The organism is Microbacterium sp. RD1 (assembly GCF_052220165.1).
Lineage (GTDB): Bacteria > Actinomycetota > Actinomycetes > Actinomycetales > Microbacteriaceae > Microbacterium.
In genome coordinates this window covers 134810-160891 of the sequence record NZ_JBQPOL010000002.1, presented here as the reverse complement: position 1 = coordinate 160891, position 26082 = coordinate 134810, and the positions used below count along the sequence as shown (strand labels likewise).

35 protein-coding genes and 1 pseudogene are annotated in these 26082 nt (G+C 71.7%); 17 read left to right on the top strand and 19 right to left on the bottom strand.

Translation table 11 applies throughout. The features are described from left to right. Positions 1–7 precede the first annotated feature (7 nt). Entirely contained in the window at positions 8–568 is a 561-nt protein-coding gene (locus ACTU3I_RS09655) for a hypothetical protein (RefSeq protein WP_442925474.1), read from the bottom strand. Between the two features lie 236 nt (positions 569–804). Further along, the gene (locus ACTU3I_RS09650; RefSeq protein ID WP_442925473.1) at positions 805–1335 is read right to left on the bottom strand and encodes a hypothetical protein; all 531 of its coding nucleotides are present in this window, start codon (positions 1333–1335) and stop codon (positions 805–807) included. Between the two features lie 112 nt (positions 1336–1447). Between ACTU3I_RS09650 and ACTU3I_RS09645 the strand changes: the two genes are divergently transcribed. The 5 genes from ACTU3I_RS09645 (at position 1448) to ACTU3I_RS09625 (ending at position 4837) form a co-directional block, all read left to right on the top strand. Further along, a complete protein-coding gene (locus ACTU3I_RS09645) occupies positions 1448–2038 on the top strand; it encodes a nucleoside deaminase (protein WP_442925472.1) in 591 nt (196 codons plus the stop codon). A gap of 67 nt (positions 2039–2105) precedes the next feature. Next, positions 2106–2519, top strand: coding sequence for a hypothetical protein (locus ACTU3I_RS09640; protein WP_442925471.1), 414 nt, complete (start codon positions 2106–2108; stop codon positions 2517–2519). 32 nt (positions 2520–2551) lie between these two features. Beyond that, the gene (locus ACTU3I_RS09635) at positions 2552–2947 is read left to right on the top strand and encodes a YchJ family protein (RefSeq protein ID WP_442925470.1); all 396 of its coding nucleotides are present in this window, start codon (positions 2552–2554) and stop codon (positions 2945–2947) included. A 28-nt stretch (positions 2948–2975) separates the two neighbouring features. Beyond that, complete coding sequence (locus ACTU3I_RS09630) at positions 2976–4073, top strand: NAD(P)-binding domain-containing protein (protein WP_442925469.1); 1098 nt, start codon at positions 2976–2978, stop codon at positions 4071–4073. A 128-nt stretch (positions 4074–4201) separates the two neighbouring features. Beyond that, positions 4202–4837 (top strand): SDR family oxidoreductase, encoded by a 636-nt coding sequence (locus tag ACTU3I_RS09625; protein ID WP_442925468.1) that lies wholly within the window; start codon positions 4202–4204, stop codon positions 4835–4837. Here the strand turns inward: ACTU3I_RS09625 and ACTU3I_RS09620 are convergent. The 4 genes and pseudogenes from ACTU3I_RS09620 to ACTU3I_RS09605 form a co-directional block, all read right to left on the bottom strand. Next, entirely contained in the window at positions 4830–6476 is a 1647-nt protein-coding gene (locus tag ACTU3I_RS09620; RefSeq protein WP_442925467.1) for a CocE/NonD family hydrolase, read from the bottom strand. The genes ACTU3I_RS09625 and ACTU3I_RS09620 overlap by 8 nt on opposite strands. Positions 6477–6503: 27 nt before the next feature. Further along, complete coding sequence (locus ACTU3I_RS09615) at positions 6504–7532, bottom strand: FUSC family protein (RefSeq protein ID WP_442925466.1); 1029 nt, start codon at positions 7530–7532, stop codon at positions 6504–6506. Positions 7533–7553: 21 nt separating this feature from the next. Beyond that, entirely contained in the window at positions 7554–7748 is a 195-nt protein-coding gene (locus ACTU3I_RS09610) for a DUF2945 domain-containing protein (RefSeq protein ID WP_442925465.1), read from the bottom strand. An 88-nt stretch (positions 7749–7836) separates the two neighbouring features. Continuing rightward, positions 7837–8668, bottom strand: a pseudogene (locus tag ACTU3I_RS09605) (helix-turn-helix transcriptional regulator). 100 nt (positions 8669–8768) lie between these two features. Here ACTU3I_RS09605 and ACTU3I_RS09600 point away from each other — a divergent pair. The 4 genes from ACTU3I_RS09600 to ACTU3I_RS09585 are packed head-to-tail and all read left to right on the top strand — an operon-like array spanning position 8769 to position 11286. Further along, positions 8769–9530: an SDR family NAD(P)-dependent oxidoreductase gene (locus tag ACTU3I_RS09600; RefSeq protein WP_442925464.1), complete on the top strand. Its 762-nt coding sequence runs from the start codon at positions 8769–8771 to the stop codon at positions 9528–9530. Positions 9531–9558: 28 nt separating this feature from the next. Next, entirely contained in the window at positions 9559–9876 is a 318-nt protein-coding gene (locus ACTU3I_RS09595) for a TraR/DksA family transcriptional regulator (RefSeq protein ID WP_442925463.1), read from the top strand. Between the two features lie 20 nt (positions 9877–9896). Beyond that, positions 9897–10406: a glycine cleavage system protein R gene (locus ACTU3I_RS09590; RefSeq protein ID WP_442925462.1), complete on the top strand. Its 510-nt coding sequence runs from the start codon at positions 9897–9899 to the stop codon at positions 10404–10406. A 58-nt stretch (positions 10407–10464) separates the two neighbouring features. Next, positions 10465–11286 (top strand): endonuclease/exonuclease/phosphatase family protein, encoded by an 822-nt coding sequence (locus ACTU3I_RS09585; RefSeq protein ID WP_442925461.1) that lies wholly within the window; start codon positions 10465–10467, stop codon positions 11284–11286. An 11-nt stretch (positions 11287–11297) separates the two neighbouring features. Here the strand turns inward: ACTU3I_RS09585 and ACTU3I_RS09580 are convergent, their stop codons facing one another. Genes ACTU3I_RS09580 through ACTU3I_RS09560 form a run of 5 tightly spaced genes read right to left on the bottom strand, consistent with a single transcriptional unit; the run spans position 11298 to position 14981 of the window. After that, a complete protein-coding gene (locus tag ACTU3I_RS09580; RefSeq protein ID WP_442925460.1) occupies positions 11298–11957 on the bottom strand; it encodes an LON peptidase substrate-binding domain-containing protein in 660 nt (219 codons plus the stop codon). A 4-nt stretch (positions 11958–11961) separates the two neighbouring features. Beyond that, on the bottom strand, positions 11962–12522 hold the full coding sequence (locus ACTU3I_RS09575; protein WP_442925459.1) for a hypothetical protein: 561 nt from the start codon (positions 12520–12522) through the stop codon (positions 11962–11964). Further along, positions 12519–13322 carry an endonuclease/exonuclease/phosphatase family protein gene (locus tag ACTU3I_RS09570; protein ID WP_442925458.1) on the bottom strand — a complete coding sequence of 268 codons (804 nt, stop codon included), beginning with the start codon at positions 13320–13322 and terminating at the stop codon, positions 12519–12521. Before ACTU3I_RS09570 ends, ACTU3I_RS09575 begins: the two co-directional genes overlap by 4 nt. Further along, positions 13309–14067 carry a glycosyltransferase family A protein gene (locus ACTU3I_RS09565; RefSeq protein WP_442925457.1) on the bottom strand — a complete coding sequence of 253 codons (759 nt, stop codon included), beginning with the start codon at positions 14065–14067 and terminating at the stop codon, positions 13309–13311. Before ACTU3I_RS09565 ends, ACTU3I_RS09570 begins: the two co-directional genes overlap by 14 nt. A gap of 50 nt (positions 14068–14117) precedes the next feature. Beyond that, positions 14118–14981 (bottom strand): helix-turn-helix domain-containing protein, encoded by an 864-nt coding sequence (locus ACTU3I_RS09560; protein WP_442925456.1) that lies wholly within the window; start codon positions 14979–14981, stop codon positions 14118–14120. 160 nt (positions 14982–15141) lie between these two features. Between ACTU3I_RS09560 and ACTU3I_RS09555 the strand changes: the two genes are divergently transcribed. Continuing rightward, positions 15142–15978: an SDR family NAD(P)-dependent oxidoreductase gene (locus ACTU3I_RS09555; protein WP_442925455.1), complete on the top strand. Its 837-nt coding sequence runs from the start codon at positions 15142–15144 to the stop codon at positions 15976–15978. A 90-nt stretch (positions 15979–16068) separates the two neighbouring features. After that, positions 16069–16239 (top strand): hypothetical protein, encoded by a 171-nt coding sequence (locus ACTU3I_RS09550; protein ID WP_442925454.1) that lies wholly within the window; start codon positions 16069–16071, stop codon positions 16237–16239. A 117-nt stretch (positions 16240–16356) separates the two neighbouring features. On the opposite strand, the gene ACTU3I_RS09545 is transcribed toward ACTU3I_RS09550, so the two are convergent. Continuing rightward, complete coding sequence (locus tag ACTU3I_RS09545; RefSeq protein WP_442925453.1) at positions 16357–16779, bottom strand: organic hydroperoxide resistance protein; 423 nt, start codon at positions 16777–16779, stop codon at positions 16357–16359. A 13-nt stretch (positions 16780–16792) separates the two neighbouring features. Beyond that, positions 16793–17233: a MarR family winged helix-turn-helix transcriptional regulator gene (locus ACTU3I_RS09540; RefSeq protein WP_442925452.1), complete on the bottom strand. Its 441-nt coding sequence runs from the start codon at positions 17231–17233 to the stop codon at positions 16793–16795. 80 nt (positions 17234–17313) lie between these two features. Between ACTU3I_RS09540 and ACTU3I_RS09535 the strand changes: the two genes are divergently transcribed. Continuing rightward, positions 17314–18141, top strand: coding sequence for an SDR family NAD(P)-dependent oxidoreductase (locus tag ACTU3I_RS09535; protein ID WP_442925451.1), 828 nt, complete (start codon positions 17314–17316; stop codon positions 18139–18141). 41 nt (positions 18142–18182) lie between these two features. Further along, complete coding sequence (locus tag ACTU3I_RS09530; protein ID WP_442925450.1) at positions 18183–18617, top strand: VanZ family protein; 435 nt, start codon at positions 18183–18185, stop codon at positions 18615–18617. Here ACTU3I_RS09530 and ACTU3I_RS09525 read toward each other — a convergent pair. Beyond that, a complete protein-coding gene (locus ACTU3I_RS09525) occupies positions 18590–19678 on the bottom strand; it encodes a sensor histidine kinase (protein WP_442925449.1) in 1089 nt (362 codons plus the stop codon). The two genes, ACTU3I_RS09530 and ACTU3I_RS09525, sit on opposite strands and share 28 nt — an antisense overlap. Further along, positions 19671–20348, bottom strand: a complete 678-nt coding sequence (locus tag ACTU3I_RS09520) for a response regulator transcription factor (RefSeq protein WP_442925448.1) — start codon at positions 20346–20348, stop codon at positions 19671–19673. Before ACTU3I_RS09520 ends, ACTU3I_RS09525 begins: the two co-directional genes overlap by 8 nt. An 86-nt stretch (positions 20349–20434) precedes the next feature. On the opposite strand from ACTU3I_RS09520, the gene ACTU3I_RS09515 reads away from it, so the two are divergent. Continuing rightward, positions 20435–21031, top strand: coding sequence for a M15 family metallopeptidase (locus ACTU3I_RS09515; RefSeq protein WP_442925447.1), 597 nt, complete (start codon positions 20435–20437; stop codon positions 21029–21031). A 3-nt stretch (positions 21032–21034) separates the two neighbouring features. Here ACTU3I_RS09515 and ACTU3I_RS09510 read toward each other — a convergent pair whose 3' ends face one another. From ACTU3I_RS09510 to ACTU3I_RS09495, 4 genes are all read right to left on the bottom strand, one after another. Then, the gene (locus ACTU3I_RS09510) at positions 21035–22126 is read right to left on the bottom strand and encodes a DNA polymerase IV (protein WP_442925446.1); all 1092 of its coding nucleotides are present in this window, start codon (positions 22124–22126) and stop codon (positions 21035–21037) included. Between the two features lie 82 nt (positions 22127–22208). Further along, on the bottom strand, positions 22209–22757 hold the full coding sequence (gene msrA, locus ACTU3I_RS09505; RefSeq protein WP_442925445.1) for a peptide-methionine (S)-S-oxide reductase MsrA: 549 nt from the start codon (positions 22755–22757) through the stop codon (positions 22209–22211). After that, a complete protein-coding gene (msrB, locus tag ACTU3I_RS09500) occupies positions 22754–23236 on the bottom strand; it encodes a peptide-methionine (R)-S-oxide reductase MsrB (RefSeq protein ID WP_442925444.1) in 483 nt (160 codons plus the stop codon). Before msrB ends, msrA begins: the two co-directional genes overlap by 4 nt. Before the next feature lie 99 nt (positions 23237–23335). Beyond that, positions 23336–23623, bottom strand: coding sequence for a thioredoxin family protein (locus ACTU3I_RS09495; RefSeq protein ID WP_442925443.1), 288 nt, complete (start codon positions 23621–23623; stop codon positions 23336–23338). A gap of 158 nt (positions 23624–23781) precedes the next feature. Between ACTU3I_RS09495 and ACTU3I_RS09490 the strand changes: the two genes are divergently transcribed. From ACTU3I_RS09490 to ACTU3I_RS09480, 3 genes are read left to right on the top strand one after another with little or no spacing between them, the layout of a single operon-like run. Further along, on the top strand, positions 23782–24261 hold the full coding sequence (locus tag ACTU3I_RS09490) for a pyridoxamine 5'-phosphate oxidase family protein (RefSeq protein WP_442925442.1): 480 nt from the start codon (positions 23782–23784) through the stop codon (positions 24259–24261). Positions 24262–24317: 56 nt separating this feature from the next. Beyond that, positions 24318–25445 (top strand): PQQ-dependent sugar dehydrogenase, encoded by a 1128-nt coding sequence (locus tag ACTU3I_RS09485; protein WP_442925441.1) that lies wholly within the window; start codon positions 24318–24320, stop codon positions 25443–25445. Positions 25446–25466: 21 nt separating this feature from the next. Beyond that, positions 25467–26075, top strand: coding sequence for a GyrI-like domain-containing protein (locus ACTU3I_RS09480; protein WP_442925440.1), 609 nt, complete (start codon positions 25467–25469; stop codon positions 26073–26075). Positions 26076–26082 lie beyond the last annotated feature (7 nt).

The window sequence follows — 26082 nt, the reverse complement described above, 5'->3', positions numbered from 1 at the left end:
CGGAAGGTCAGCAGCCCGGTCCGGCGGGGTTCTCGGCGCAGGTCTTGTCGACCAAGGCCGTGCGAACCTCGTAGATCTGCACCGGATAGCCGCCGGTGGTCGAGGAGACGACGCCCGTCACCGGATGCCACGCGCCCAGCCCGAAGTCGACCTCGGCGGTGTAGTCGGTGGTCACCGAGACGATGTAGGTGCCGCGCTGGGCGTACGCGTGGCTGGTGGAGGTGGCCGTGAACTGCGCCTGGCCGAGATCGCTCCAGGAGGTGCCACCGGAGGAGGACCGCAGTTGCGTGCCGTCGCCGTAATCGAACACGTACGAGGCGGGTGTGAAGCGCACAGCGACCGCGCGGCCGAACAGCGTGCCGGTGAGCGTCTGAGCCGCAGCTCCCGCGACGAAGTTGGCCGGCATGCCGACGACACCGACGCCCTCGGGCTCGCCGGAGAGGGCGGGGCGGGCGGGCGCGAAGCTCGCCAGGTCGCGCGCGGTCACGGCCGGGATGCCCGGTGCGATCGGCGGAGTCGCCGGACACACCAGGATGTCGTCGAACTCCTCGGGTGTGCCGGCCGTCATCCGCGTGCACCCGTCGTCGCGTGGGGCGGGCCCGGCGGGCACTCCGCCTCCGCCGGACTCCCGCCCCGAGCCGCCCCCGGAGTCCTCGGCGCCTGATCCGGGTGTGGTGTGTTCCCCGAGCACGTCGATCTGCGACCCGGAGTTGCCGATATCACAGTGCGTCCAAGTGGAAGATCCTTCGCACGAGGAGGTCGGAGATGGGGAAAGCGCAACACCCACTACCAACACCCAGGCGGCTAGTCGCATCCCGGCTCCTCAACGGCGTTGCTCGAGCTGATTGCGAAACCGGTGCCGATCTCTGCGAACACCACACGAAGCGTGAACTTGGGCGGTCGGTCGGGAGATACGACAGACTGTCCGGCTGCATCGACGACGCGCACGCTGCTGACGTCGGTGCAAACCAGAGCCGTGATCGACAGCCCACCGCTGTTGGATTCGACAGAGTCTCCGATGACGCGTTCCAGTACGGTTTCACCGCCGACGCTCCAACCATCGGCGTGCATCTGTGTGAGGGATTCGCGCTCATTCGCGTTCGCCTCGCCGGTTGTGAGGGCGTAGACCGGTTCGAAGGTGGCGGGGTCGCTCAGGTCGACCTGGTTCAGGGCGTCGACGTAGGCGCGGTACGTCTCCTCGGCGGCGGCGAACGCCTCCTCGTCGGTCAGCGAGGCGGAGGGCGACGGTGTCGGAGCCGGGGTGCCCGTGCATCCGGCCAGCAGCACGGCGGCGCACGCCGCGGTGGCGAGGGAACGGACCGCGCGGGCGAACATCGCACCAGGCTAGAGCCGCTTCCCCGTTGACGCACCCGTTATCCACAGCGACGGGCGGCTACCGCCACGTCACCGGAACAGCGAGGAAACATTCCTCCGTCAAGATGACGCCATGACGCTCGCATCCGGTTTCTCGGCCTCGCTTCCCGACTGGCTCGAAGCCGATCTTCCGAACCTTCCGGTGGTGCTTCCCACGCTCGAAGACCGCATGGACCTCGTGAACGACCTGGCCGATCGCAACTGGCGCGCCGGCAACGGCGGGCCGTTCGCCGCGATCGTGGTCGATGCCGCCACCGGGCGGCTCGTCTCTGCCGGCGTCAACGTCGTGCTGAGCTCGGGGCTGAGCTCGATGCACGCGGAGGTCACGGCGATCGGGCTCGCCCAGAGTGCCCTCGCCCGCTGGGATCTGGGGGCATCCGGGGCCGATCTGCAGCTGGTGGTCAACTGGCGCCCGTGCGTGATGTGTTACGGCGCCACGATGTGGAGCGGGGTCCGCTCGCTCGTCGTGGCCGGCGACGGGCCCGAGCTCGAGGCGCTGAGCGGGTTCGACGAGGGGCCGGTCGTCGAAGACTGGGCCGCGCAGTTCGAGGCCCGCGGCATCCGCGTCACGATCGGCGTCCGTCGCGAGGAGGCGGTGGCGGTCTTCCGCGCATACGGCGACTCGGATGCGACGGTCTACAACGCCCGCGGAGCCGTGGTCTGACGGTCCCGCCGTAACGGAGCCATATCGGTTACCGGGGCGCGGCCCGTGCCGCTGCCATACTGACGCCGTGAACACCCGTGCACTTCTCGGCGCCGCCGCTGCGGTCGCCCTCGCCCTCAGCCTCTCGGCCTGCGCTTCGTCGGGGTCGACCCCGACCGAGTCGGGCTCCACTCCCTCGGAGGAGATGACACCCGTGATCGCTCCGGTGACGATGGACGCCGACGACCTGCAGGGCGCCACTGTCGACCTCGTCGTCGGACAGGTGCTGAACATCAACACCGGCGACCTGGCGGAAGACAGCTACACCGGCACCGTCGCCGACACCGCCGTCGCGGAGTTCGTGCAGGGCGGTGAGAAGGGGAGCGCCACCTTCAACCCCGGTGTCAAGGCGCTGGCGGCCGGGACGACCGAGGTCGAGTTGGTCAACGAGCAGGGCGGCATCCAGCCGCTGCAGTTCACGGTCGACGTCACCGAGCGCTGACCGTCGGCTCCGCCCGGCTCTACGCTGAGTGCGTGACTTTCGGAGCAGCATCCCGCCCCGCGCTCTGTCCGTGCGGGAGCGGTGAGGCCTACTCCGGATGCTGCGGACCCCTGCTGGCCGGGGCGCCCGCTCCGTCGCCGCAGCGGCTGATGCGCTCGCGGTACACCGCGTTCGTCCGCGGCGATGCCGCCCACCTCGAGCGCACGTGGCACCCGCGGACGCGTCCGGAGGCGGTGCACCTCGATCCGGCGATCGAGTGGGAGGGTCTCGAGATCGTCGAGGCCAGCGCGTCCGGCGACGAGGGGACCGTCGCGTTCCGCGCGCGGTGGCGGGAGGGCGGCAAGCGCGGCGTACTCGCCGAGCGCAGCCGCTTCGCACGCCGCGGCGGGCGGTGGCTGTACGTCGACGGCGACGTCACGGCGGAATAGTGCTCACGTCGCGGTCGTTTCCCCCGGCATGACCTCGGACGAGCCGCAGACGGTGGACGTCGTCGTCATCGGGGCCGGCCAAGCCGGCCTCTCCGCCGCCTATCATCTCCGTCGTCGCGGGTTCACCCCGCCGTCGGAGGGCGGCGCGCGAACGTTCATCGTCCTCGATGCGAACGAGGCCGCGGGCGGCGCGTGGCAGCACCGGTGGGCATCGCTCCTCATGGCGACGGTCAACGGCATCCACGAGCTGCCCGGGTTCCCCGTCCCGGCCGCCGACCCGAGCTCGCGGGCGCGCGACGTGCTCCCGCCGTACTTCGCCGAGTACGAGCGGCGGTTCGCTCTCGGCGTGCAGCGCCCCGTCGCCGTCCGCGCGGTGCGACCCGTCGACGACGATCCGCGCGGTGCGCTTCGGGTCGAGACCGATCGCGGGACGTGGATCACCCGCTTCGTCGTGAACGCCACCGGCACGTGGACCCGCCCGTTCTGGCCGCGGTACCCGGGGCAGGAGCGCTTCTCGGGGCGTCAGCTGCACACCGCCGACTACGTCTCGGCCGAGGAGTTCCGGGGCCAGCGCGTGATCGTCGTGGGCGCCGGCATCTCGGCGGTGCAGCTGCTCGAGGAGATCTCGCACGTCGCGAAGACGTTCTGGATGACCCGCCGCGAGCCGGAGTGGATCGAGAGCGAGTTCGACCTTCCCGCCCGCGTCGCCGCCATCGCGGGCGTGGAGGAGCGGGTGCGGCAGGGCCTTCCTCCCGGAAGCGTGATCTCCGTCACCGGGATGCACTGGACGCCGTGGGCCCGCCGCGCGCAGGAGCGGGGCGTGCTGGACCGGCTGCCGATGTTCACGCGTCTCGAGGAGCACGGCGCGCGAATGCCCGACGGATCCCTCCTCGAAGCGGAGGCGATCCTCTGGGCCACCGGGTTCCGCCCGGCGCTCGATCACCTGGCCCCGCTGAAGCTCCGCACGCCGGCGGGAGGGTTCCGCGTCGCCGACTCGCGCTCGCTCGATGACCCGCGGGTGTTCTTCATCGGGTACGGCCCGTCGGCATCGACGATCGGCGCCAACCGGGCCGGCCGGGCGGTCGTGAAAGCGATCGCCGCCGAGTCGGTCGCCGCGGCCGCGTGAGCAGGCCCCGCGGCCGCGTGAGCGCCCAGGCCCGGTCGCCGCGGCCGTGAGCGCCGAGGCCCGGTCGCCGCGGCCGCGTGAGCGTCAAGCCCTGCCGCTGCGGGGCCCCGGCGCCGTAGCGTGATGTCATGCGCGTTCTTCTCCTCGGCGGCCACGGCAAGGTGGCGCTTCTTCTCTCCCCCCTCCTCGCCGGCCGCGGCGACGCCGTCACCGCCGTCATCCGCAACCCGGCGCACGCCGAGGAGGTGGCCGCGACCGGCGCCACCCCGCTCGTCCTCGACCTCGAGCGCGGCGATGACCTCGCCGACGCCCTCGCGAACGTCGATGCCGTCGTGTGGACGGCCGGCGCCGGCGGCGGATCGCGAGAACGCACGTACGCCGTCGACCGCGACGCCGCCATCCGCTCGATGGACGCCGCCGAACGTGCGCGGGTGAGACGCTACGTCATGGTGTCGTGGATCGGCTCGTCACCCGACCACGGGGTCGACCCCGACAGCGCGTTCTATGCGTACGCCGATGCCAAGCTCGCCGCCGACGATCACCTCCGCGCCAGCGCGCTGGATTGGACGATCCTCGGACCCGGGACGCTCACCCTCGATCCGCCGACCGGCCGAATCCAGCGCGATCCGGACGGCGACGGCCGTGTCCCGCGCGCGGATGTGGCGGCGGTGATAGCCGCGAGTCTCGCCGACGACCGCACGGTCGGCCGGTTCGTGCGGTTCGGTTCGGGCGAGGTGCCGATCGCCGAGGCGATCGTCAGCTGACCACCGGCCGTTCCGAGAAAGTCAGATCCGTCGGGGTGACCGGCCCGGTGTGCACGGCCCAGAGCTGGCGGCGCGTGCGCGTGTACCGCGCCGGGAACGCGCCGGTCAGCGGATCGGCCGGGTACGGCCAGCTGTCGGTCACGCACAGGACGAGCTCGTCGCCGGCTGCGAAGCGCGTCGCGGACGGCAGGAGCTCGAGGTCGAGCAGCACGGTTCGGCCCGGTGACATCGGCACCCGCCGGTCGTGCGGATGCTGCGGCGGCTCGCCCGTGAGAGCTCGGTGCGAGGCGCGCAGCCACCCGTGCGCCACAGCGTCGGACGTGAATCCGTAGGACCCCTCGAATCCGACAGTCCGGTCACCCGAGCGTTTCTCCACGCGGGCGAACAGCGTCAGGTCGTCGCGCGCCGTCGACACGTGCACGCGCAGTCGCATCGGGCCGATCACGTCCGTGTCCGTCTCGAAGCGGTAGGTGAACCGGATGGTGCCGCCCCGCGTCCGGCGCAGCGCTGCACGGGACGGAGCGCGCTCGGTGAGCACCGCGTCGCCGGCATCCGCGGTCACCGTGTGCGGGGAGAGATCGGCGGGGGGCCAGCTCGACTCCCGCGTCACCGCCGCGACGGTGCGGCCGTCGCTGCGCACTTCGAGACGCACCGCCCCGGTGTCGTGTCGCGCGGGCGCGCCGCGCAGGTGCTCGTCGAAGAACCCCGCCTGTTCCTCGAGGGCGGCGGGGGAGTAGTAGGTCGCCCATTTGGGCCCACGGTGGGTGTACAGCCGTTTCTCGCTCGACCCGATCCGCAGGAAGCCCTGAAAGCTGCCCCGCGTGTGCAGATTCTGGTCGGAGAAGCTGGCGCAGACGAGGGCGGGCACCTCGATGTCTTCCAGACGCGCATCGCGGCCGTTCCAGGCGCCGTCGATCAGCGGATGGCGCCGCATGAGGCGCCGCAGGCCGGCGCTTCGCCGCCGGGCCAGCGTGAGCATCGCGTTCCACAGCACGCTGAAGCCGTCCTCGCGGATGCCGCCGGGAAAGGCGAAGTCGCGATACAGATCGGTGAAGCCCTCCCACGGGCTGATCGCGAAGAGGTGCGGAGGCCGGGTGGCCGCCACCCGCCACTGCACGATCGCGAGATACGACACGCCCGCCATCCCGACCCGGCCCGACGACCAGGACTGGCCGGCGGCCCACTCGACCAGGTCGTGGCCGTCTTCGCCCTCCTGCGCCGTGAAGAGCTCGCCGGTGCCGCCCGAGGTGCCCCAGCCCCGCAGGTCGGCATTCACCACGACGTACCCCCGCGGCACCCAGAACGCCGGGTCCGGCGCCTCCCACGACGTCCATGCCGAGTGTGCGAACGGCTCGTCCTGGGGGAGCAACCGATACTGCCGCGGCACCGTCCACCCGCCCCCGCGGCGGCGGTGCGGCAGGCGATCCTTGCCGTACGGGTGAGCCGACACGATCACGGGGTACGCGCCGGCCGAAGCGGGGCGGAACACGTTCGCGCGCAAGATCGTGCCGTCGCGCATGGGCACGGGCACGTTCCACTCCGCGACGACTCCGTCGGGGGGATCGGTGATCGTGACGGACGGCCGGAGCGCCCGGCGGATGCGTCGGAGCACCATCCCCCCGCGCTCGATCACCCTCACGTGCGACAGCCTAGGGCCGTCGGCACGTCAGTCGTCTTCGCCGAGGTTCTCGTGGATGCGGTGCAGGTCGACGAGCAGGGAGCCGACGAGGATCCAGTGGTCGGCGGAGGGCGCGGCGATCTGCAGCGGATGCGTGAGCGCGGGCGGCTCGGTGGCCGACGGCGTGTGCGGGGCGGCGCCGACGTGGCGCAGGCGCACGTCATGCGCGGCGCGGCCGAGCTGCTCGGCGATGGCGCGGACGGCGGGCTCGGCCACGATCGACGGGTCGTACCGGTCGTACACCGCCCGGGTCATCCCGATCACCTGCGTGACGATGGGGGCGTACATGGTGAGCACCTCGCGGATCCGCGCGAGATCGGCGCGCAGCTGGCGACCGCGCGGGTTGAAGGTGAGCGACTCCGCGGCGTCGTCGATGGCCGTCGAGGCAGCCTCCAGCATGGGCCGCAGAAGCCGTGCTGTGAGGAGGAGCTCCTCCAGCTGCGGGCGGGTCTGCGCCGTGCGGAGCGCCTCGCCGAGCCGCTCCAGCGCCTCCGCGAGCTCGACGGCGAGGCGCTCGGTCTTCTCGCGCGCGGGGCCGATCGCGACCGGCGGGACGATCGCGAGGTTCACCACGAACCCGATCGCCGCGCCGATCAGCGTCTCCACGATGCGATCGACCGCGTAGCCGGGGGTGGCGGCGCCGAGGGCGAGCACCAGGACGGCGCTGATCGCCACCTGGTTGGTCGTCCCGGGTGTCATCTTCAGAAGCCAGGCGGTGAGCAGCGAGATCGCGGTGGCCGCGAGGATCACCCATGTCTGCGAGCCGAACGCGATGCCCAGGGTCGAGGCGATCAGAACGCCGACGATGACGCCGATGCTGCGCTCGATCGCGCGGGTCAGCGACTGGTTCAGGCTCGGCTGCACCACCAGGAGCGCGGCGATGGCGGCGAAGACGGGCGGCGGACCCTGAACGAGCCAGCCCGCGAGAAGCCACGCCGCGATCGTGGCGACGGCCGATTTCACGACCTGGAGGAACGGTCCCCGCCGCGGCGCGCGGAAGGCTGCGGGTATGCGCATGCGTCGAGTCTGGCAGGCGCGTCACCGCAGCTTGCGGAGGGCGGACCCCCGGTGGGCGGCCTCCTTGCCGCTGTTCTCCGATCGCACGAGATACGCAGGTTCGTCGGCGGACGCGGAGAATTGCTGATCCGCGAAGGTGAAGTCGCGGGTGCGGCGGTCGACGATCTCGCCTCTCGTGCGCCCCTGCGGGGTGTTCCAGCTGACGCGATCGCCCACCGAGAGTTCTTTCGCCACTGTGCTCCGCCCTTCGTTGCGTGGCCACCCAGTCTTCGTCGAACGGGGGACCCGCGCCCGGGGTTGACAGTCAGCGCGCCGTGAGCTGCGTTCCGATGACCCGGAGGAGGTCGAGCTTCTCGGCGTCCTCGGAGCCGGCGGCGGCGGTGAAGACGAGGAGACGCTGCCCCGTCTCGGTGTCCAGGAGCGTCTGGCAGTGCAGCGTCATCTCACCCACGTCGGGATGCGAGAAGCTTGGTCATCGGATGTTTGTCGCTCACCTCGTGCTCGGCCCAGATTCCCGCGAACTCCTCGCTGGTGCGCAGCAGCTCTGCGACGATGGCGCCGGCCGTCGATCGGTCGCCGTCTCGGGCGTACACCGCTCGGAGCTCTGCGACGAATGCCCGCGCCCGCTCCGGGTGATCCTCGGCCACGTAGATGTCGCGCGACGCCGGGTCGGTGAACCACCGGTACACCGTGGCGCGAGCGAGCCCGGTCAGCGCGCGCGCATCGCCGAGCAGGGCGCGCGCCGGCTCCGTCTGCACGAGCGTCTCGCCGATCTCGGTCACGACCTGCGCGGGGGTGTCGGTCAGCCGCTCGAGGATGCGGAGCATCCCGGGAGAGACGTGCGACGAGGTCGCGCCGTGGTCGGGCGCGGAGTGACCGGCGAGGCGGAACAGGTGGTCGCGCTCGGCGCGGTCGAGGTGCAGGGCGCGGGCGAGAGCGGCGAGCATCTGCTCCGACGGCTGCGGACCTCGCGCCTGCTCGAGCCGGTTGAGGTAGTCCGTCGACATGCCGGCCAGGGCCGCGACCTCCTCACGGCGCAGTCCGGGCGTGCGTCGGCGCGGTCCGCGGGAGAGGCCGACGTCCTCGGGCTGCAAGGCCTCACGATGCTTGCGGAGGAAGTCGGCCAGCTGTCGCATGCGTCCATCCTCCTCCGCCGGCCGGCCGCCAGCCAGGGACCGCCGATCCTCCGATGAGCGCTGCCTGGATGAGGCCGCCCGCGGCGACGACGGTGGAGTCATGACGAATCCACGCATCATCCTTCTCACCGGCGGGTCTCGCGGTCTCGGCCGCGCAGCCGCTCTCGCCCTCGCCGAGGCCGGTGACGACCTTGTGATCACGTATCGGTCCCGTGCGGACGCGGCGGCCGACGTCCTTGCGGCGATCGAGGCGAGGGGTCGCCGGGCCGTCGCGCTGCCGCTGGACACCACCCGACCCGAGACGTTCCCGGACTTCGCCGCGCGGCTCGGTGACGTGCTTCGGGAGACCTGGGGTCGCGAGAGCTTCGACATCCTCGTGAACAACGCCGGGTACGGCGAGGGCACCCCTTTCGGTGGCATCGAGCTGCCCGCGATCGAACGCCTCGTCGCGGTCCATTTCACCGGCGTCGTGCTCCTCACCCAGCAACTCGCGCCGCTGGTGAGCGACGGCGCGCGGATCCTCAACATCTCCACCGGCCTCACCCGCTCTGCCAACCCGGTCTACTCGGTGTACGCCGCGATGAAGAGTGCGGTCGAGACGTGGACGCTGTATCTCGCGCAGGAGCTCGGACCGCGCGGCATCGCCGTCAATGTGCTCGCTCCCGGTGCCACGGCGACGGACTTCGCCGGGGGAGTCATCCGCGACAATGAGCAGTACCGCACCATGCTCCTGCCGAGCGTCGCCATGGGCCGCATCGGCGAGCCGGACGATATCGGGCGGGCCGTCGCCGCCGTGCTCGATTCGCGCATGGCCTGGGTCACGGGCCAGCGCATCGAGGCATCGGGCGGACAGCGGCTCTGAGCCGGCTCCGCGCGCGTACCGTGGGAGGGTGGATGAACTCGAGCGGATGCGGGCGGCGGCCCTCGCGCGCATGGCGAGGCTGGACGCCGACGAGCGCGCCCTGCTCGCCGACCGCGCCGACGGCACCGCCGACGACGAACACGACCCGGAGGGCTCCACCCTCTCCGGGGAGTGGGCGCGCGTGGACGTGCTCCGCCGCAGCACGCGGGAGGAGCTCGTCGCGATCGACGCCGCCCTCGCCCGTGTCGCCGACGGAACGTACGGGATCTGCGCCCGCTGCGGCAGACCGATCGCGCCCGAGCGGATGCAGGCGCGTCCCACCGCGAACCTCTGCGTCTCCTGCTGAGGCGGGACTACTCTGACGACATGACGACGCTCGTACTGACCCTGGTCGGGAGCGACCGTGCCGGCATCGTGGCGGCCGTCGCTTCCGCCGTCGATGCGGCCGGCGGCAACTGGGAGGACAGCGAGCTGGCCGAGCTGTCGGGAGCCTTCGCCGGGATCGTGCAGGTCTCCGTCCCCGCCGCGGGCGCCGAGTCGTTGCGGACGGCACTGGAAGACCTTCCCGGGCTGATCACCGTCGCCGTTGCGGCCACGCCGTCCACGCCGGCATCCGCGGTGCGCGAGATCACCCTTCAGGTGCTCGGCAACGATCGCCCGGGCATCGTGCGGGAGATCTCGGCAGCACTCAGCGCCCGCACGGTGAGCATCGAGCGCATGGCGACGCAGACGCGGGATGCCGCCATGTCGGGCGGGCGCCTGTTCGAGGCGACGATCACCGCGTCGGTCCCCGAGGGGGTCGATATCGCGGTCGTGCGCGATGACCTGGAGCGCATCGCGGCGGAGATCCAGGTCGACGTGACGCTCGCGGACTGACGACCACGCTGATCGCAACCCCCTCCCCGGGGCGCGGGAGGATTCCTACCGTGGCCGCATGGACAGCATCCGTGCCATGACCTGGAACGTCTGGTGGCGCTTCGGCGGCAACTGGCGGGAGCGGGAGCCGGGCCTTCTCCGCGTCGTGCGCGATGTCGCCCCCGACATCCTGGGCATCCAGGAGTGCTGGGGCACGGGCGACGGGACCCAGGCCGATGTCGTGGCGGAGGCTTTCAGCGCGTCGGCCGCGTTCGTGGAGATGGACCTGCCTCCGGCCGCCGAGGAGGGAGAGGGCGCAGTGATGGGGTTGGGCCTGGTCAGCCGCTGGCCGATCACCGAGGTGGGAAGCGTCCCGCTTCCCTCGGACGACCGGCGCAACAATGCGCTGGTGGCGAGCATCGACTCGCCGTTCGGCGAGCTTCGCGTCGTCGTCGGCGCGGTCAGCTGGGAGCCCGAGCGGGTCGCCGAGACGGCGCAGCAGGTCGCCGCGCTGCAGCGCCTCACGCGCGAGGGGAGAGGCGAGCGCGCGGCGCCGAGCATCCTGCTGGCCGACCTCAACTACGACCCCACCCAACCGGCGCTCGCGGCGCTGCAGATGCCCGATGCCTGGGACGCCGCCGACCCGCATGCCGACCCTCGCACTCTGAGCGAGACCAACCGGTTCGCCCCGTCCGAGTGCGAGGACCAGTGGAACCGGCGCATCGACCACGTCCGCTACTTCCCCGGAACCGCGGGAGCGCGCGCGACTCACGCGGAGGTCATCCGCGACGAGCCGGACGGGCTGCCGCCCTCCGACCACTATCCCGTCGTCGCCGACATCGCCGTGGGGGAAGGGCCTTCCGCGCCGGCTGATGCCCCACGCGCGGCGTGGCTTCCCTGAGGGCGGGCCCGTCAGTCGCCCGGATCCTCATCGGAGTCGTCCTCGACGACGAACAGTCCGTCCGGCGCGGGCTCGGCGAGGAAGGGCTCCGCCGCGAGCGTGAGGTCGATCGTCTGGCGCAGGAGCGCGCCGGCCGTGGTGGAGCGGAGAAGATCGAGGCGGTCGATCTCGGCGAGCGGCGCGATCGCGGCGATCTGCCAGGCGCGGGCGAGCGGGTCCTCCGACAGCTCCACGTTCGGATCCCAGCGCGCCGCGCCGACCTCCTCGGCGCGCGCGAGCACCCGCCGGACGATGTGCTCCGCCTCCTGCAGCAGCGGCGCCAGCTGGTCGTGCCAATCGAGGTCGGGAAGGACGCGCACCTCGGCGCGGGGATACGGGTCGTCGTCGAGCCAGGCGACGACCTCGACCCGGTCGGTGCCCTGCGCGACGACCGCGATCTGATCGTCCTGCGGCAGCACGCGGGTGAGGCGGGCCAGGGTGCCGACTTCGAACCGCTGCTCGCCCCCGCCGGTCTCGCGGCCGCGCTCGATGAGAACGACGCCGAACTCCGGGTCCTCCTGGTCGAGAAGACGACCGATCAGCACCAGATACCGCTCCTCGAAGACGCGCAGCGCCAGCGGCGTGTGCGGGAACAGCACAGCGCCCAGGGGGAACATCGCGGTGCCGGGCATGGCCTCAGTCAACCAGCCGGATGCGCGCGGCGAGAACCCCGGCCGCGGCGGCGCCCAGCCCTCCCAGCGTCATGTCGCCGACCGTGTCGGCGTAGGCGACGAAGATGTCATCCGACACGTAGGTGTACCCCGCCCACTCGACCATCTCCCACAGTGCGCTGATCGCCAGGCCGATCGTCGGCAGGAGCAGCAGCGGCGTGCGGGCACGACCCCGGGGCGAGGCGAAGACGCCCGACCTCTCCCCGGCGATGTACAGCAGCAGGGCGATCGCGCCGGTACAGGCGAAGTGCACGGCGAGATCCCACCACGCGATCGTGCGGTAGAGGTCGAGGACGTTGCTCCAGGCGGCGATCAGGACGATGACACCGGATGCCACGTCGAGGCCCGGGCGGACGGCGAGGAAGCGCGGTGCCATCAGCGCCGGGAGCGCGAACGCGAGGATCCCCGCGTCGGTGGGTGACGCCGCGACGCCCGCGAGCACCACGCTGAGGACGCCGAGCGCCCGCACCGCATCCGCGGACCAGGCGACCACTCCGACCGGGCGGCGCAGGAAGTTCGCGATCACGGCCGCTCCCGCCTCACCACCGCGCACACGGCGGCGTGGTCGGAGGCCCAACCGCCGGCGATGGGGCGGGCATCGATGCCGACCTCCGACACGTGCCAGCCGCGCGCGAGCACTGCATCGATGCGTCTCTCGCCCCTCGATCGCCGTCGATGCGGGGCGTAGGTGCCGCGCGCGCGGGTGAGGCGCCTCGCGCTGGTGTCCCACGTGTCGGTGAGCCCGGCGGCAGCGAGGAGTCGACGGGCGGGGGCTTCAGCGCCCTCGTTGAAGTCTCCGGTCACCAGCGCGGCACCGTGCCCCGCGGCCGCGGCCACCATCTCGGCCGATCGCCGTCGGGCGCGTGCCGACAGCACGTCAAGGTGCGTGTTGATCGCGGTGAACGCCGCGCCCGTCGTCCGGTCGCGAAGCGTGACGCGCACGAGGACGCGGGGGAAGAGCGCCCCCCAGCCGCGGGAGCCCGGCACGTCGGGCGTCGGGGAGAGGGCGAGCTGATCGCCGTCGATCAACTCCAGACGCGCGGCATCGAACAGGAGAGGGCAGCCCTCGCCGTGCCCGTCGGCACCGCGACCCGCCCCGACGCGGCGGTAGGAGTCGCCGAGGGCGCCGAGCACGTATCGTGCCTGTCCGGCCGTCGCCTCCTGTAGGCCGAGCAGCGTCGGACGCTCCCGCTGAAGCAGGATGCGCACGCGCTCGCGCCGGCGGATCCAGCCGGGGGATCGCGCCGCAGCGCGGCGGAGGTTGAACGTCATGACCGTCAGCTCCGGCGGTTCCACCGGCCCGATCAGCGCGTCATCGGCGGGCACGGCTTCTCCGTCCGGCGACGTACCGGCGCATTCCGCGATGCATCCACCGCACCGGGGGGAAGTCCTCGGGCCAGTGCGCGACGACGGTGCGCACTCCGCGGCGGACGCGTCGCGCGAACGAGCGCGCATCGGCGAACGGACGCATCGAGACGCCCATCGCGGCGCCGGGCACGTAGGAGACACGGGCATGCCGGCCGATGTGGAAGGCGAGGTCGAGGTCGTCGTGGACGTCGTCGGTGCGGTGGACGTCGTCGCGGATGCGGCGCCATTCCTGCGCGCGGAGCCCCAGGTTCGATCCGAACAGCGGGAGGTGACCCAGGGCCGGTGCGGTGGCGGCGGCGTAGGACAGCAGATAGGCCGCGGCAAGGGGGCGCCGGAGCATCCGCGGGCCGTCGATGAACCGGGCGGCGCCGGTGAAGGCGGCGGCGTCGGGGCGCCTATCGAACGCATCGGCCATGCCGTCGACCCACCCCACGGCCGGGACGCAGTCGGCGTCGATCCGCAGCAGGATGTCGCCGCGGGCGACGTCGAATCCTCGGGCGCTCGCCGCCGGGATCCCGGGCGACTCGCACCGGACCACTCGCGCACCGGCGGCGAGCGCGACGGCGGCGGAGTCGTCCGTCGACCCGTTGTCGACGACGACCACCTCGTCGGGGAGGCGGCTCTGAGCGGCCAGCGCCCGCAGGCAGCGGTGCAGCGGTTCGGCGTCATCCTTCACCGGGATGACGACGGAGATGCCGGGCACGTCGCCTCCTGAGCTGATGTCGTCCCGTCACGCTAGGCGGCGGGTGGCAGTCAGGAGGGGCGGTTGACACCCTCCGTCGGAGTCGATATCCAGCTTGCAAGCAGCTCGAGAGCCTGGCGCGAGGACGAACCGGCGGGGGTCGTGTAGACGAACAGCGTCTGGTCGGCGTCGCCGGGGAGGGTCAGCGTCTCGAAGTCGACGGTCAGCGGACCCGCCACCGGATGCTGCAGTCGCTTCGTGCCGTGGGTCCGCTGATGCACCCTGTGCTGCGTCCACCACTGGCGGAATTCAGCGCTGCGCTGCGCGAGGTCGGCGACCAGTTGCTGCGTCAGTTCGTCGTCGGGATGATCCCCGGCGTCGAGCCGGAGAGATTCGACGGCGACGCGAGCCTGATCCTCCCAGTCGACGAACAGGTTCCGCGCCTGGTCGCTCAGCAGCATCCATCGCGCGTAGTTGCGCTCGCGGGGGCGCATCGCCTCCCAATCCGTGAAGAGGGCGCGCGAGAGGGCATTCGAGGCGAGAACGTCGCTGCGACGGCCGAGGATCAGCGCCGGCGCGCCGTCGAGCGTCTCGAGCAACTGCCACAGCCCCGGGCGCACCTTCTGCACCGTCGGGGTTCCGCGGCGCCGCGGAAGGCTCGGTGCGCCGACGAGGTGGCCGAGGTGGAGACGGCCGGTGGGGCCGAGATCGAGCGCGCGGGCGATCGCATCCAGCACCGAGTCGGAGGGCACGATCGCGCGGCCCTGCTCCAACCGTGTGTAGTAATCGGTCGAGACGCCCGCCAGCAGCGCCACCTCCTCCCGTCGGAGCCCCGGCACCCGCCGGACGCGGTCATCGTGGGGGAGACCCGCGCGGGCCGGGTCCACCGCCGCGCGCGCTCGTCGCAGATAGTCGGCGAGCTCTCGATTCGTCATACGGCCGATTCTGCCGCGGCCTGCCCGTCGGCGCCTGGGTCGCTGCGTCCTAGGCGGCGGCCACCCCGGTACGAGAGGGCCCGTTATGACCCGCTCTCGAGGGCATTCCCGGCGAAAACTGGACTCACCGGCACACGCCGGAGGAATGAAAGGACGAATCATGCGCACGTGGTTTCTCACGGGGGCGTCGCAGGGCCTCGGTCTCGAGCTCGCCTCGCAGCTTCTCGAACGCGGCGACGCTGTCGCCGCCACCACCCGGTCGCGCGAACGGCTGCTGAGCTCGCTCGACGGGGTCGGCACCGGACGTCTGCTGGCGCTGGAAGTGGAGCTCGGGGACGAGCAGGCCGTGACCGCCGCCGTCGACCGGGCCGCGGAGACCTTCGGTCGGATCGATGTCGTGGTCAACAACGCCGGCTACGGCCTGCTGGGCGCGGTGGAGGACGTCTCCGACGCCGCCGTGCGCACGCTCTTCGACGTGCAGGTGTTCGGCGCCTGGAACGTCGTGCGCGCCGCTCTGCCTCTCCTGCGCGCGCAGCGCTCGGGACACATCGTGAACGTCTCGTCCGTTCTGGGCCTCACGGCGGTTCCCGGGTGGGGCGCGTACTGCGCCGCGAAGTTCGCCCTCGAAGGGATGAGCGAGGCGCTGGCGGGAGAGGTCGCCCCGTACGGGGTCACCGTCACGATCGCCGAGCCCGGGTACCTGCGCACGAGCTTCCTGACTCCGGGTGCGCTCACGGCCGTCACCCACGCCGGCGACGCCTACCAGGACATCGCGCGGATGATCGACGACCACCGCAAGCTGCAGGGCAACCAGCTCGGCGACCCGGCGAAAGCGGCCGCAGCTCTGGTGGGCATCGTCGACCGGGGGGACACGCGACTGCACCAGATCCTGGGATCTGACGCGTACGCGTACGCCACGGCGAAGGTCGACGCCCTCCGGGAAGACCTCGAAGCCGGCAAGGAGCTCGCCCTGACCACCGACCGAGCGGACGCCTGACCCGGACGGGTACCTCGCCTTCCCCTCGATGTCCAGGGGGTGTTCCGCTCGCCTGAGTGAGCGAGGGTGAGGGCGTCGAAAGGACCCCTCATGAGCCAGACGCGACAGCATGACGACGACGACGCCCGGGCGGATGCGGCGCCGCCCACCGACGCGGTGAGTGACGAAGTGAAATCCGATGCCGCCGACGTGCGCCCGGTGGACGGTGAGGCGCTCGCATCCGAGATCACCGCGGACGCCCATGAGCGTGGCGATCGATGAACGCGGAGGAGCGCACACGCATGGCGGCGGGGGAAGGCGAGCACCTTCCGCCGCCGCCGCGCACATCCGACGCCCGCCGCGACGGTGACGAGAACGACGAGAACGACGCAGCGCCGGTCAGTCGTCGGAGACCGTGACGGTCACCTCGATGTTGCCGCGGGTCGCGTTCGAATACGGGCAGATCTGGTGCGCGGCGTCGGCGAGCTGCTGCGCCTGCTCGTGCGGGAGCGTCGGGATGACGACCTCGAGCGCGACGGCGAGCTGGTAACCGCCCTTTCCGTCGCCGACGAGGTGCACGCGTGAGCCGACAGTGGTGTCTTCCAGCGTCACCTTTTGTGCCCGGGCGACGCCCTGCAGCGCGCTGTGGAAGCACGCTGCGTACCCTGCGGCGAAGAAGTCCTCGGGGTTGGGGGCGCCGCCGGGTCCGCCCATCTCCACCGGGACGCGGACGTCGGTGTCGATGACGCCGTCCTTGGTGGCGACGTGGCCGTTGCGGCCCGCCCCCGTCGAGAGGGCTTCTGCGGTGTAGAGAGCGTCCATGACGTCCTTCGGATCAGGAGGCGTGAGCCTCGTTGCTGGCCTGCACGCTCGCGGTCAGCGAATGCAGGGAGGTCAAGAGCGCGCGGGCGGAGCCGATGTCCATGCCCATGCAGGCGGCGATCCGGCCCGGCACCTCCCGCATCTCCGAGCGCAGCGCCGCGCCCTTGTCGGTGAGGGCGATGTCCACGACCCGCTCGTCGTCGCGGCGCCGGATGCGGCTCACGACGCCGCGTGACTCCAAACGCCGCAGGAGCGGCGACAGGGTGCCGGACTCGAGCGCCAGTCGTGTCCCGAGATCGCTCACGCTCTGCGTCCCCGAGGTCCACAGCGCGACGAGCACGAGGTACTGCGGATACGTGAGGGAGTACGGGGCGAGCACGCGGCGGTAGGCGGCCGTCATCGCCCGGCTCGCCGAGTAGAGCGAGAAGCACACCATGTCGTCAATGCCGGGCACGATCGAAGGATTGCACACAATTGAGTTGTGCACAACAAAGTTGGGGAATACGGCACCGCCTCGCCGCGTCGTACCCCGGCATGACACAGAGAACGTGGTTCATCACCGGGACGTCCCGCGGGTTCGGTCGCGAGTGGACGACGGCCGCACTCGAGCGGGGTGACCGCGTCGCCGCCACCGCGCGGGATGTCACGGCGCTCGACGACCTCGCCGACCGCTTCGGCGACGCCCTGCTGCCGATCGAGCTGGACGTCACCGACCGCGACGCCGACTTCGCCGCTGTCCAGCAGGCGGCGGCGCATTTCGGAAGACTCGACGTGATCGTCAACAACGCCGGGTACGGCCACTTCGGCATGGTCGAGGAACTCAGCGAAGCGGAATACCGCGAACAGATCGAGACGAACGTGTTCGGTGCGATCTGGGTCACGCAGGCCGCCCTACCGGTCCTCCGCGCTCAGGGGGCCGGTCACATCATCCAGGTCTCCTCGATCGGCGGTGTCACCGCCTTCGCCAACCTGAGCGCGTACCACGCGTCGAAGTGGGCGCTCGAGGGCTTCTCCCAGGCCCTCTCGCAGGAGGTCGCGGAGTTCGGCATCTCGGTCACGCTGATCGAACCCGGCGGGTTCGCCACCGACTGGGCGGGGCCGAGCTCGCGTCACGCCGATCCCCATCCCGCATACGACGCCGCCCGTGAGCGGCGCGCGCGGCAGCGTGCGGCGGCGAACGCCGCCGGCCCCGGCGACCCGCGCGCATCCGCGGCCGCGCTGTTGGCGGTCGTCGATGCCGCCGAACCGCCGCTGCGCGTCTTCTTCGGAGCCAGCGCGATGTCGATCGTCCGCCCGGATTACGAGTCTCGGCTGGCCGGCTGGGAGAAGTGGGACGACGTGGCGCGCCTCGCGCAGGGCTGACGCATACGCTGCCGCAACATCCCGTCGCACACAGTGGCGGGATGCTCTGGATCGCTCGCGGACTTCTCGCCGCCGCCGCCCTTCTGCTGGTGGCCGCCCTGACCCTCGCTCCGCAACCGGTCGTCGGGCCGCTGCGGGGCGCGTTCCTGGGATGGGCGGACGCGGTGCAGCTGCCGTTGCTCGCGGGGTCGGGATACCCGGTGACCGAGCGGCTCCTCAATACCGCGCTCTTCGTCCCACTGGGCGCGGCGCTCGCGGCCGTCCTGCCGCGGCGCGGCTGGCCGTGGGCGCTTCTGCTCTCGGTCGTCGCGTCGTTCGCGGTCGAGACGGCCCAGTCCTCGATTCCGGGGCGCATCCCCGACGGCGCCGACGTGCTGTGGAACGGCGTCGGGGGAGCGCTCGGCGCGATGGCGATCGCGACGGCCCGGGGGTGCGTCGCGGGCTTTCGTCAGCGGGGAAGCGTGACGCGCACGTGAAGACCGCCGCCCTCGCGGGCGGTGACGGTGAGCGACCCGTCGTGGGCGCGGACGATCGCGTCGGCGATCGCCAACCCGAGGCCCGAGCCCTCGCCTGCTGCGGGATGGGTGCGGCCGCCGGCTCGCACGAAGGGCTCGGTGAGAGTCGCAATGAGGGTCGGGGGGAGCACGCGACCGGTGTTGACGACGACGAGGGCGACGGCGTCGCCGAGATCCGCGGTCGCGACGAGCACGGTCCCCCCCGGATCGTTGTGGACGACCGCGTTTCGCACGAGATTGGCCGCCAGCCGCGCGAGGAGCGTGCGATCGCCCGCGACGGCCGCCGGCTCGAGGCGGTCCTCGACGGTGACGACGGCCGCCGCGGCATCCGCTGACGTCTCCGCGACCGCCTCACGGGCGATCTCGGCCAGGTCGACGCCCTCCCGCTGCAGCGCCCCGTCCCGTCCGACGCGCGCCAGCGCGAGGAGCGCCTCCGTGAGGGCGATCGCGCGATCATTGGTCTCGCCGATCCGCGCGAGCACGGTGTCGACGTCGCGGCCGGCGGGATCGGCCTGCGCCACCTCCACCAGCGTGCGCACGATGGCATGAGGCGTCCGCAGCTCGTGGGAGGCGTTCGCGGCGAACCGGCGCTCCTCGTCGAGGGTGCGCTGGACCCGGTCCAGCAGCGCATCGAAGGCGTCAGCCAGCTCCGTCAGCTCATCCCGATGACCGGGCATCCGGATGCGGCGGTCGAGGGCTCCGTCGCGTGCCTGCGCCGCGGCATCCGTGATCCGTCGCAGCGGGCGCAGCACCCACCCTGCGAGCACCCACCCTCCTGCCAGCCCGAAGCCGACGAGGCCGACCGTCGCCCAGCCGACGTAGCGGTAGAACACCTCGAGGAGGTCGGTGCGGTTGGGCACCCATCCGCCGTTCACCAGATCGAGGTTGCCCTCGGGGATGTAGCGCAGCAGCAGCAGCCCGACGGCGATCATGGCGATGCCCGCCACGACCAGGAACCCCGCATAGCTCAGGGCGAGCTTCACCCGGACCGAGAGCCCCGGAAGCCGGGGGATGTCAGGCATCCTCGCCGCCGTCGGCGGAGACGCGGTACCCCACGCCGGGGACGGTCTGGATGGCCCAGGGCTCACCGAGACGTTTGCGCAGCGTCGAGATCGTGATGCGCACGGCGTTGGTGAACGGATCGGCGTTCTCGTCCCAGGCCCGCTCCAGCAGATCCTCGGCGCTGACGACGCCGCCACCGGCCGCGACGAGGACGTGCAGCACGGCGAACTGCTTGCGCGTGAGGGCGATGTAGCGCCCGTCCCGATACACCTCGCGTCGGAAGGGGTCGACCCTCACGCCCGCGACCTCCAGCACCGGGGGGATGCCGGCGGCCGGACGCCGCTCCAGCGCCCGCAGCCGCACGACGAGCTCACGCAGTGCAAACGGCTTCGTGAGGTAGTCGTCGGCACCGCTTTCAAAACCCTGGATCTTGTCATCGAGGCGGTCCGCCGCCGTGAGCATGAGCACGCGCGGGCTCGTGGGGTCCGTCGCGAGGCGCCGCGCGATCTCGTCGCCGTCGGGCGGGGGGATGTCCCGGTCGAGCACGACGACGTCGTAGGCGTTGACGGCGATCTGCTCGAGTGCGCTTTCGCCGTCGCCGGCGAGGTCCGCCGCGATCGCCTCGAGGCGGAGCCCGTCGCGGATGGCCTCCGCGAGATACGGTTCGTCCTCGACGATCAGCACGCGCACTCCGCCATCGTAGGTGGGAGCCTGTATCGCGGGTGTATGCGCTCCGCGATACGGCCGGGCAACGCCGCGACACGTCTGCTGGGATCATGCAGATCGCCACGACCCTCGTCACTCCGCCCTCCCGGCTGCGCACTGCGGCGTTCATCGCCATCGGAGTGTGCCTGGCCGCACTGCTGGCAGCCCTCGCTCTCGTGCTCGCCGGCATCGCCGCCGACGCCGCCCGGCCGTTCTCGCCGAGGGTGGCCGACGGCTTGATCCCGGAGGGCGCCTCGGTGCCGGCCACCGAGGAGCACCTCCCGGCCCTGGCTCGCCTGGACGCCGACCTGCGGCAGGCGCTCCGCGACGCCGCCGAGGCCGCAGCGGCCGAGGGGGTCACGCTGGATGTCACCAGCGGGTGGCGGAGCGCCGCGTTCCAGCAGTGGTTGCTGGACAACGCCGTCGAGACGTACGGGAACGCCGAGGTCGCGCGGCAGTTCGTCGCGACCCCCGACGAGTCCCGCCACGTGACCGGCCAGTCGGTTGACATCGGTTCGCTCGACGCGCAGGTCTGGCTGCGCACACACGGAACGACATGGGGCCTCTGCCAGGTCTACGCCAACGAGCCGTGGCACTTCGAGCGCGCCGCCTCTCCGGGCGGAGCCTGCCCGGAGATGCTCGCGGACGCCTCCGCCACGCGCGGGTGAGCCCTACCAGCCGCCGCGGGTGGGGGTGTGGCCCTCGCGCGCGTCGGCGGGCATCTGCATCTCGGCGCGGACGCCGAGAAGGCGAAGCTCTCTGCCGGGGTCGATCCTGGCGACGAGGGCCAGGATGGCGGTGATCACGGTCTCGCGGTCGGACGTCGGAGGGATCTTGCGCGTGAAGGTCTTCGTGGTGAACGGGGCGTACCGCACCTTCACCCCCACGCCGACCACCGGCCGCTCCTCCGCCGCGACGGCGTCGAGGACTTCCGTTGCGAGCCCGCGCGCGGCGCGCTCGATCTCGGCGGGGTCGTCGATGTTCTGCGGGAACGTCGTCTCGCGGCCGTGACCGCGGGCGACCCATGGGGTGTCGTCGACGGTACCGGTGCCCGCGCCACGACCGAGCTGCTGGTACCACGGACCCATCCGTGGCCCGAACTCCGCGACCAGCGCCTGCGGCTCGGCCGTCGCGAGGTCGGTGACGGTGCGGATCCCGAGGTTCTCGAGTCGACGCGAGATCTTCGATCCGACTCCCCACAGCTCGATCGTCGGGCGGTTCCCCATCACGGCCGGCCAGTTCTCGGCGGTCAGGCGATACACGCCCTGCGGCTTGCCGAACCCGGTCGCGACCTTCGCCCGCACCAGGGTGTCGCCGATGCCGACGCTGCAGTGCAATCCGGTGCGGGCGAGGACCGCAGCCTGCAGCGCTCGCGCGGAGGCCTCGGGATCGGCGGTGCGAATGCCCACGAACGCCTCATCCCATCCGAGGACCTGGACGACGGCGCCGGGTTGTGCGCGGAGGGTCGCCATGACCTCCTCGGATGCCGCGGTGTAGTGGGGGGCGTCGACGGGGAGGATCACCGCATCCGGAACCTTGCGGGCGGCGAAGCGCAGCGGCATCCCCGATCCGACGCCGAAGGCTCGAGCCTCGTACGACGCCGTCGACACGACCGCGCGTTCGGTCGGGTCGCCGCGCCCGCCGACGATGACGGGTCGCCCGGCGAGCTCGGGGTGGCGAAGCACCTCCACCGCCGCGATGAACTGGTCGAGGTCGACGTGCAGCACCCAGGGTCGCTCGTCGCCGACCTCGCCGTCGCTCATGGGCACCAGTGTGCCCCGCTCTTGCGTGAATCGGCTGCTATCGCGCGCGATTTGGCAGCCGATTCACGCAAGTGGGTGGGTGCTACGCGCTCGCGGGCTCCTCGCGGCGGGGGAGCACCCAGCCGGCCCGGGGGAAGTGGCACGTGTACCCGTTCGGGTACTTGAGCAGGTAATCCTGGTGCTCCGGCTCAGCCTCCCAGAACGGACCCGCGGGCTCGATCGTCGTCACGGCTTCTCCGGGCCACAGGCCCGACGCGTCCACGTCGGCGATCGTGTCGCGTGCGACCTGCTCCTGCTCGGGGCTCTGCGGGAAGATCGCGGAGCGGTAGCTCGTGCCGATGTCGTTGCCCTGGCGGTTCAGGGTCGACGGATCGTGGATCTGGAAGAAGAACGCCAGGATGTCGCGGTACGTCGTCTGTGCGGGGTCGAACACGATCTCGACGGCCTCGGCGTGCCCCGGGTGGTAGGGGTAGGTGGCGTGATCGTTGCGTCCGCCCGTGTACCCCACGCGGGTCGAGAGGACGCCCGGCTGGCGCCGGATCAGGTCCTCCATGCCCCAGAAGCAGCCGCCCGCGAGGACGGCTGTCTCGGTGCCGGGGGTGCGTGTGACGGCGCCGGTGTCGATGGTCATGAGTGGTTCTCCTCGGTGTCGGGTGCCGACGCGCTGTCGGCGAAGAGTGTGCGGTAGGGGCCGTATCCCTGCTCGTCGAGCTCGGCGAGCGGGACGAAGCGCAGCGAGGCGGAGTTCATGCAGTAGCGGAGCCCGCCCGCCTCCCGCGGCCCGTCGTCGAAGACGTGACCGAGGTGACTGTCGGCGCCCGAGGAGCGTACCTCGGTGCGGGTCATCCACAGCATGCGGTCGGTCTTCTCCACCACGGCGCCGGCGTCGATCGGCCGGGTGAAGCTCGGCCAGCCCGTCCCGCTGTCGTACTTGTCGGTCGACGAGAAGAGTGGCTGGCCGGAGACGACGTCGACGTAGATTCCGGGCTCGTGCGCATCCCAGTAGCGGTTGCGGAAGGCGGGCTCGGTGCCCGACTCCTGCGTCACGTGGAACTGGGTGGGGGTGAGGCGGCTCAGCGCCTCGGGGGTCTTGCGGTACTCGGTGGTCACAGTTCCTCCTCGATGCCGTCGCTGGCTGCGGCGGTCATCAGAGAAAACGGATGGCGGGCGGGTTTTGGTCCCGGAAACCTGGGAGCGAGCCGTGAGTTCTCACGGCGCGTCGAGTGCCTTGGCGGTGGCCACGAGCACCTGATCGATGCTCGGCACGCCCTCGGCGCGAAGGACCTGCTCGCCGTTCGAGCGGCGGATGATCACGGTGGGAGTCGCGCGGATGTCCAGCGATTCTGCGAGGTCGGGCTCGAAGGCGACGTCGTGCTCCGTGACGTGAACGCCGGAGACGAGCTGGGCCGCGCGGTCGAGCACTCCCCGCGTCTGGCGGCAGGCGCCGCAGAACGACGTCGAGTAGAGCTCGAACGTGAGCGACAGTTCCTGTGTCACGGATGCCTCCACCGCAGCACAACGCCGATGCTCCGCTGGTATTCCGACGTGCGCCTCGCGGAAGTAGGGCCCCGCCGTGCCGCTGTCAACGCCTCGCCTGGTGCTCGCGTTCCCGCTGGGATGGGGCTGTACGCAACCACCGTCAGAAGGGACGCCTCGTGGCCGACACAACCGAACTCGAAAAGCTGAACGAGCTGCTCGGGAAGTTCCGCTTCGCCATGGTCACCACCCGCGCCGAAGACGGGTCGTTGCACGCGCATCCGCTCACCGTGCAGGAGAGCGACTTCGACGGTGACCTGTGGTTCGTGATCGGCCGCTCCGCCTCGGCCGTGACCCACATCGGCCTCGACCCGGCCGTCGGGGTGTCGTTCAGCTCGAACGATGCGTGGCTTTCGCTGGCGGGGAGCGCCGAGCTCGTCGAGGATCCCGCGAAGCTGCGCGAGCAGTGGAACCCGGCCCTGGAGGCCTGGTTCCCGAACGGGCCGGAGGACCCCGAGGTCGTGCTCCTGAAGGTCAATGCCCTCAGCGGCGAATACTGGGACAGCCCCGGTGGGCGGATCACCACGGTGCTGGCCTTCCTCAAGCACAAGGTGACGGGCGAGCGTCTCGAGGGCGACAACGAGAAGTTCGACCTGTAGCCCGGGTGCGCGGGGCCGCGGTCGAGGCGGGAAGTCCGACCGGACGGAGGACGGGGATGCCGAGGACCATCAGGTTCGTCGTCGTGGTCGCCGCGGCGCTCGTTCTCGCCGCGTGCGCGGCGGACGCTCCGCCGACGGCGACGGACGTGCCGAGCCCTCTCGTCGCGCCGGACGCGCCCCCACCGTCGGCGACGGCGGATCCGCCAGCGCGTCCAGCCGGGGACCCCGTCGTCGTCGCGACCGGACTCGAGGCGCCGTGGTCGGCCGCGCCCCTCGCCGACGGTACGCAGCTCGTCAGCGAGCGCGGGTCCGGGACGATACTCGAGATCGCGGCGGACGGCGCGACGCGCCGGATCGGCACCGTCCCCGGGGTCGCGGCCGGGGGAGAGGGTGGCCTCCACGGCCTGGCCGTATCGCCCGACGGCACGTGGCTGTACGCCTACCACGGGACGACCGACGACAACCGCGTCGTGCGGATGCCGCTCGCCGGATCCGCGGGCAGCCGGAGCCTCGGCCGGGTGGAGACGGTGTTCGAGGGGATCCCGCGTGCGGGCAATCACAACGGCGGCCGCCTCGCGTTCGGCCCCGACGGGTTCCTCTACGTCACCACCGGCGACGCGGGACTGCGCGGTGCGGCGCAGGACCCCGGCTCCGCGGCGGGGAAGATCCTCCGCCTCGCTCCGGACGGCACCCCGGCCCCCGGGAACCCGTCCGGCACGGCGGTCTTCTCGCTCGGGCACCGCAACGTGCAGGGGCTGGCGTGGACCGCGGACGGCACGATGTGGGCGAGCGAGTTCGGTCAGGACACGTTTGACGAGGTCAACCGCATCGAACCGGGAGGCAACTACGGGTGGCCGCTCCACGAGGGGGCGGCCGGCGAGGCGGGATACCTCGATCCCGTCGTGACGTGGGCGACGGACGAGGCCAGCCCGAGCGGGATGGCCGCCGCGGGGCGCACCCTGTTCGTGGCGAGTCTGCGGGGTGAGCGCGTCTGGATGGTGGATGTCGAGGGCGGCGCCGTCGTGGGGGCGCCGCACGCGCTGTGGGTCGGCGAGTTCGGCCGCATCCGCGACGCCGTCGTCCAGGGCGGTGCGCTGTGGCTCCTCACCAACAACACCGACGGGCGCGGCTCGCCCGCGGCCGAGGACGATCGGCTTCTGCGCGTGCCGCTCGCATCCGGATGAGATGCGGGCCAGGGTGAAGAGGTGACCAAGGCCGACCCGAAGAAGGACATCCCGGCGTATCGCGCGCGAAGCGGCGTCTTCGACGTCGTCGACGTCCCGCCGATGCGCTACCTCATGATCGACGGCGCCGGAGACCCCAACACCGCCGAGGACTATCTGGCGGCGCTTCAGACGATCTACCCCGTGGCGTACAAGCTGAAGTTCCGCAGCAAGCGCGACCTCGAGCGTGACTATGTCGTCCCGCCGCTGGAGGCGCTGTGGGACGCCGCAGACAGGACGGCGTTCACGACGGCACGCGACAAGTCGCAGTGGACCTGGACGCTGCTGAACCTCGTGCCGGAGTGGGTGACCGATGATCTGGTCGCCGCCGCGAGGCGGGATGCCGCGGACGCACCGTCGATCGAGCGTCTGCGCGTGGGCACCCTCGACGAGGGAACGTGCGTGCAGACCCTGCACATCGGCTCGTACGACGAGGAAGCCGCGGTGCTCGCACGGATGCACGACGAGGTCATCCCCGCGCGGGGCCTTCGGATGACGGGGACCCATCACGAGATCTATCTCAGCGATCCCCGGCGGACGGAGCCGGCGAAGCTCCGCACCGTTCTCCGTCAGCCCGTCGCACCCGCGTGACCTGTGA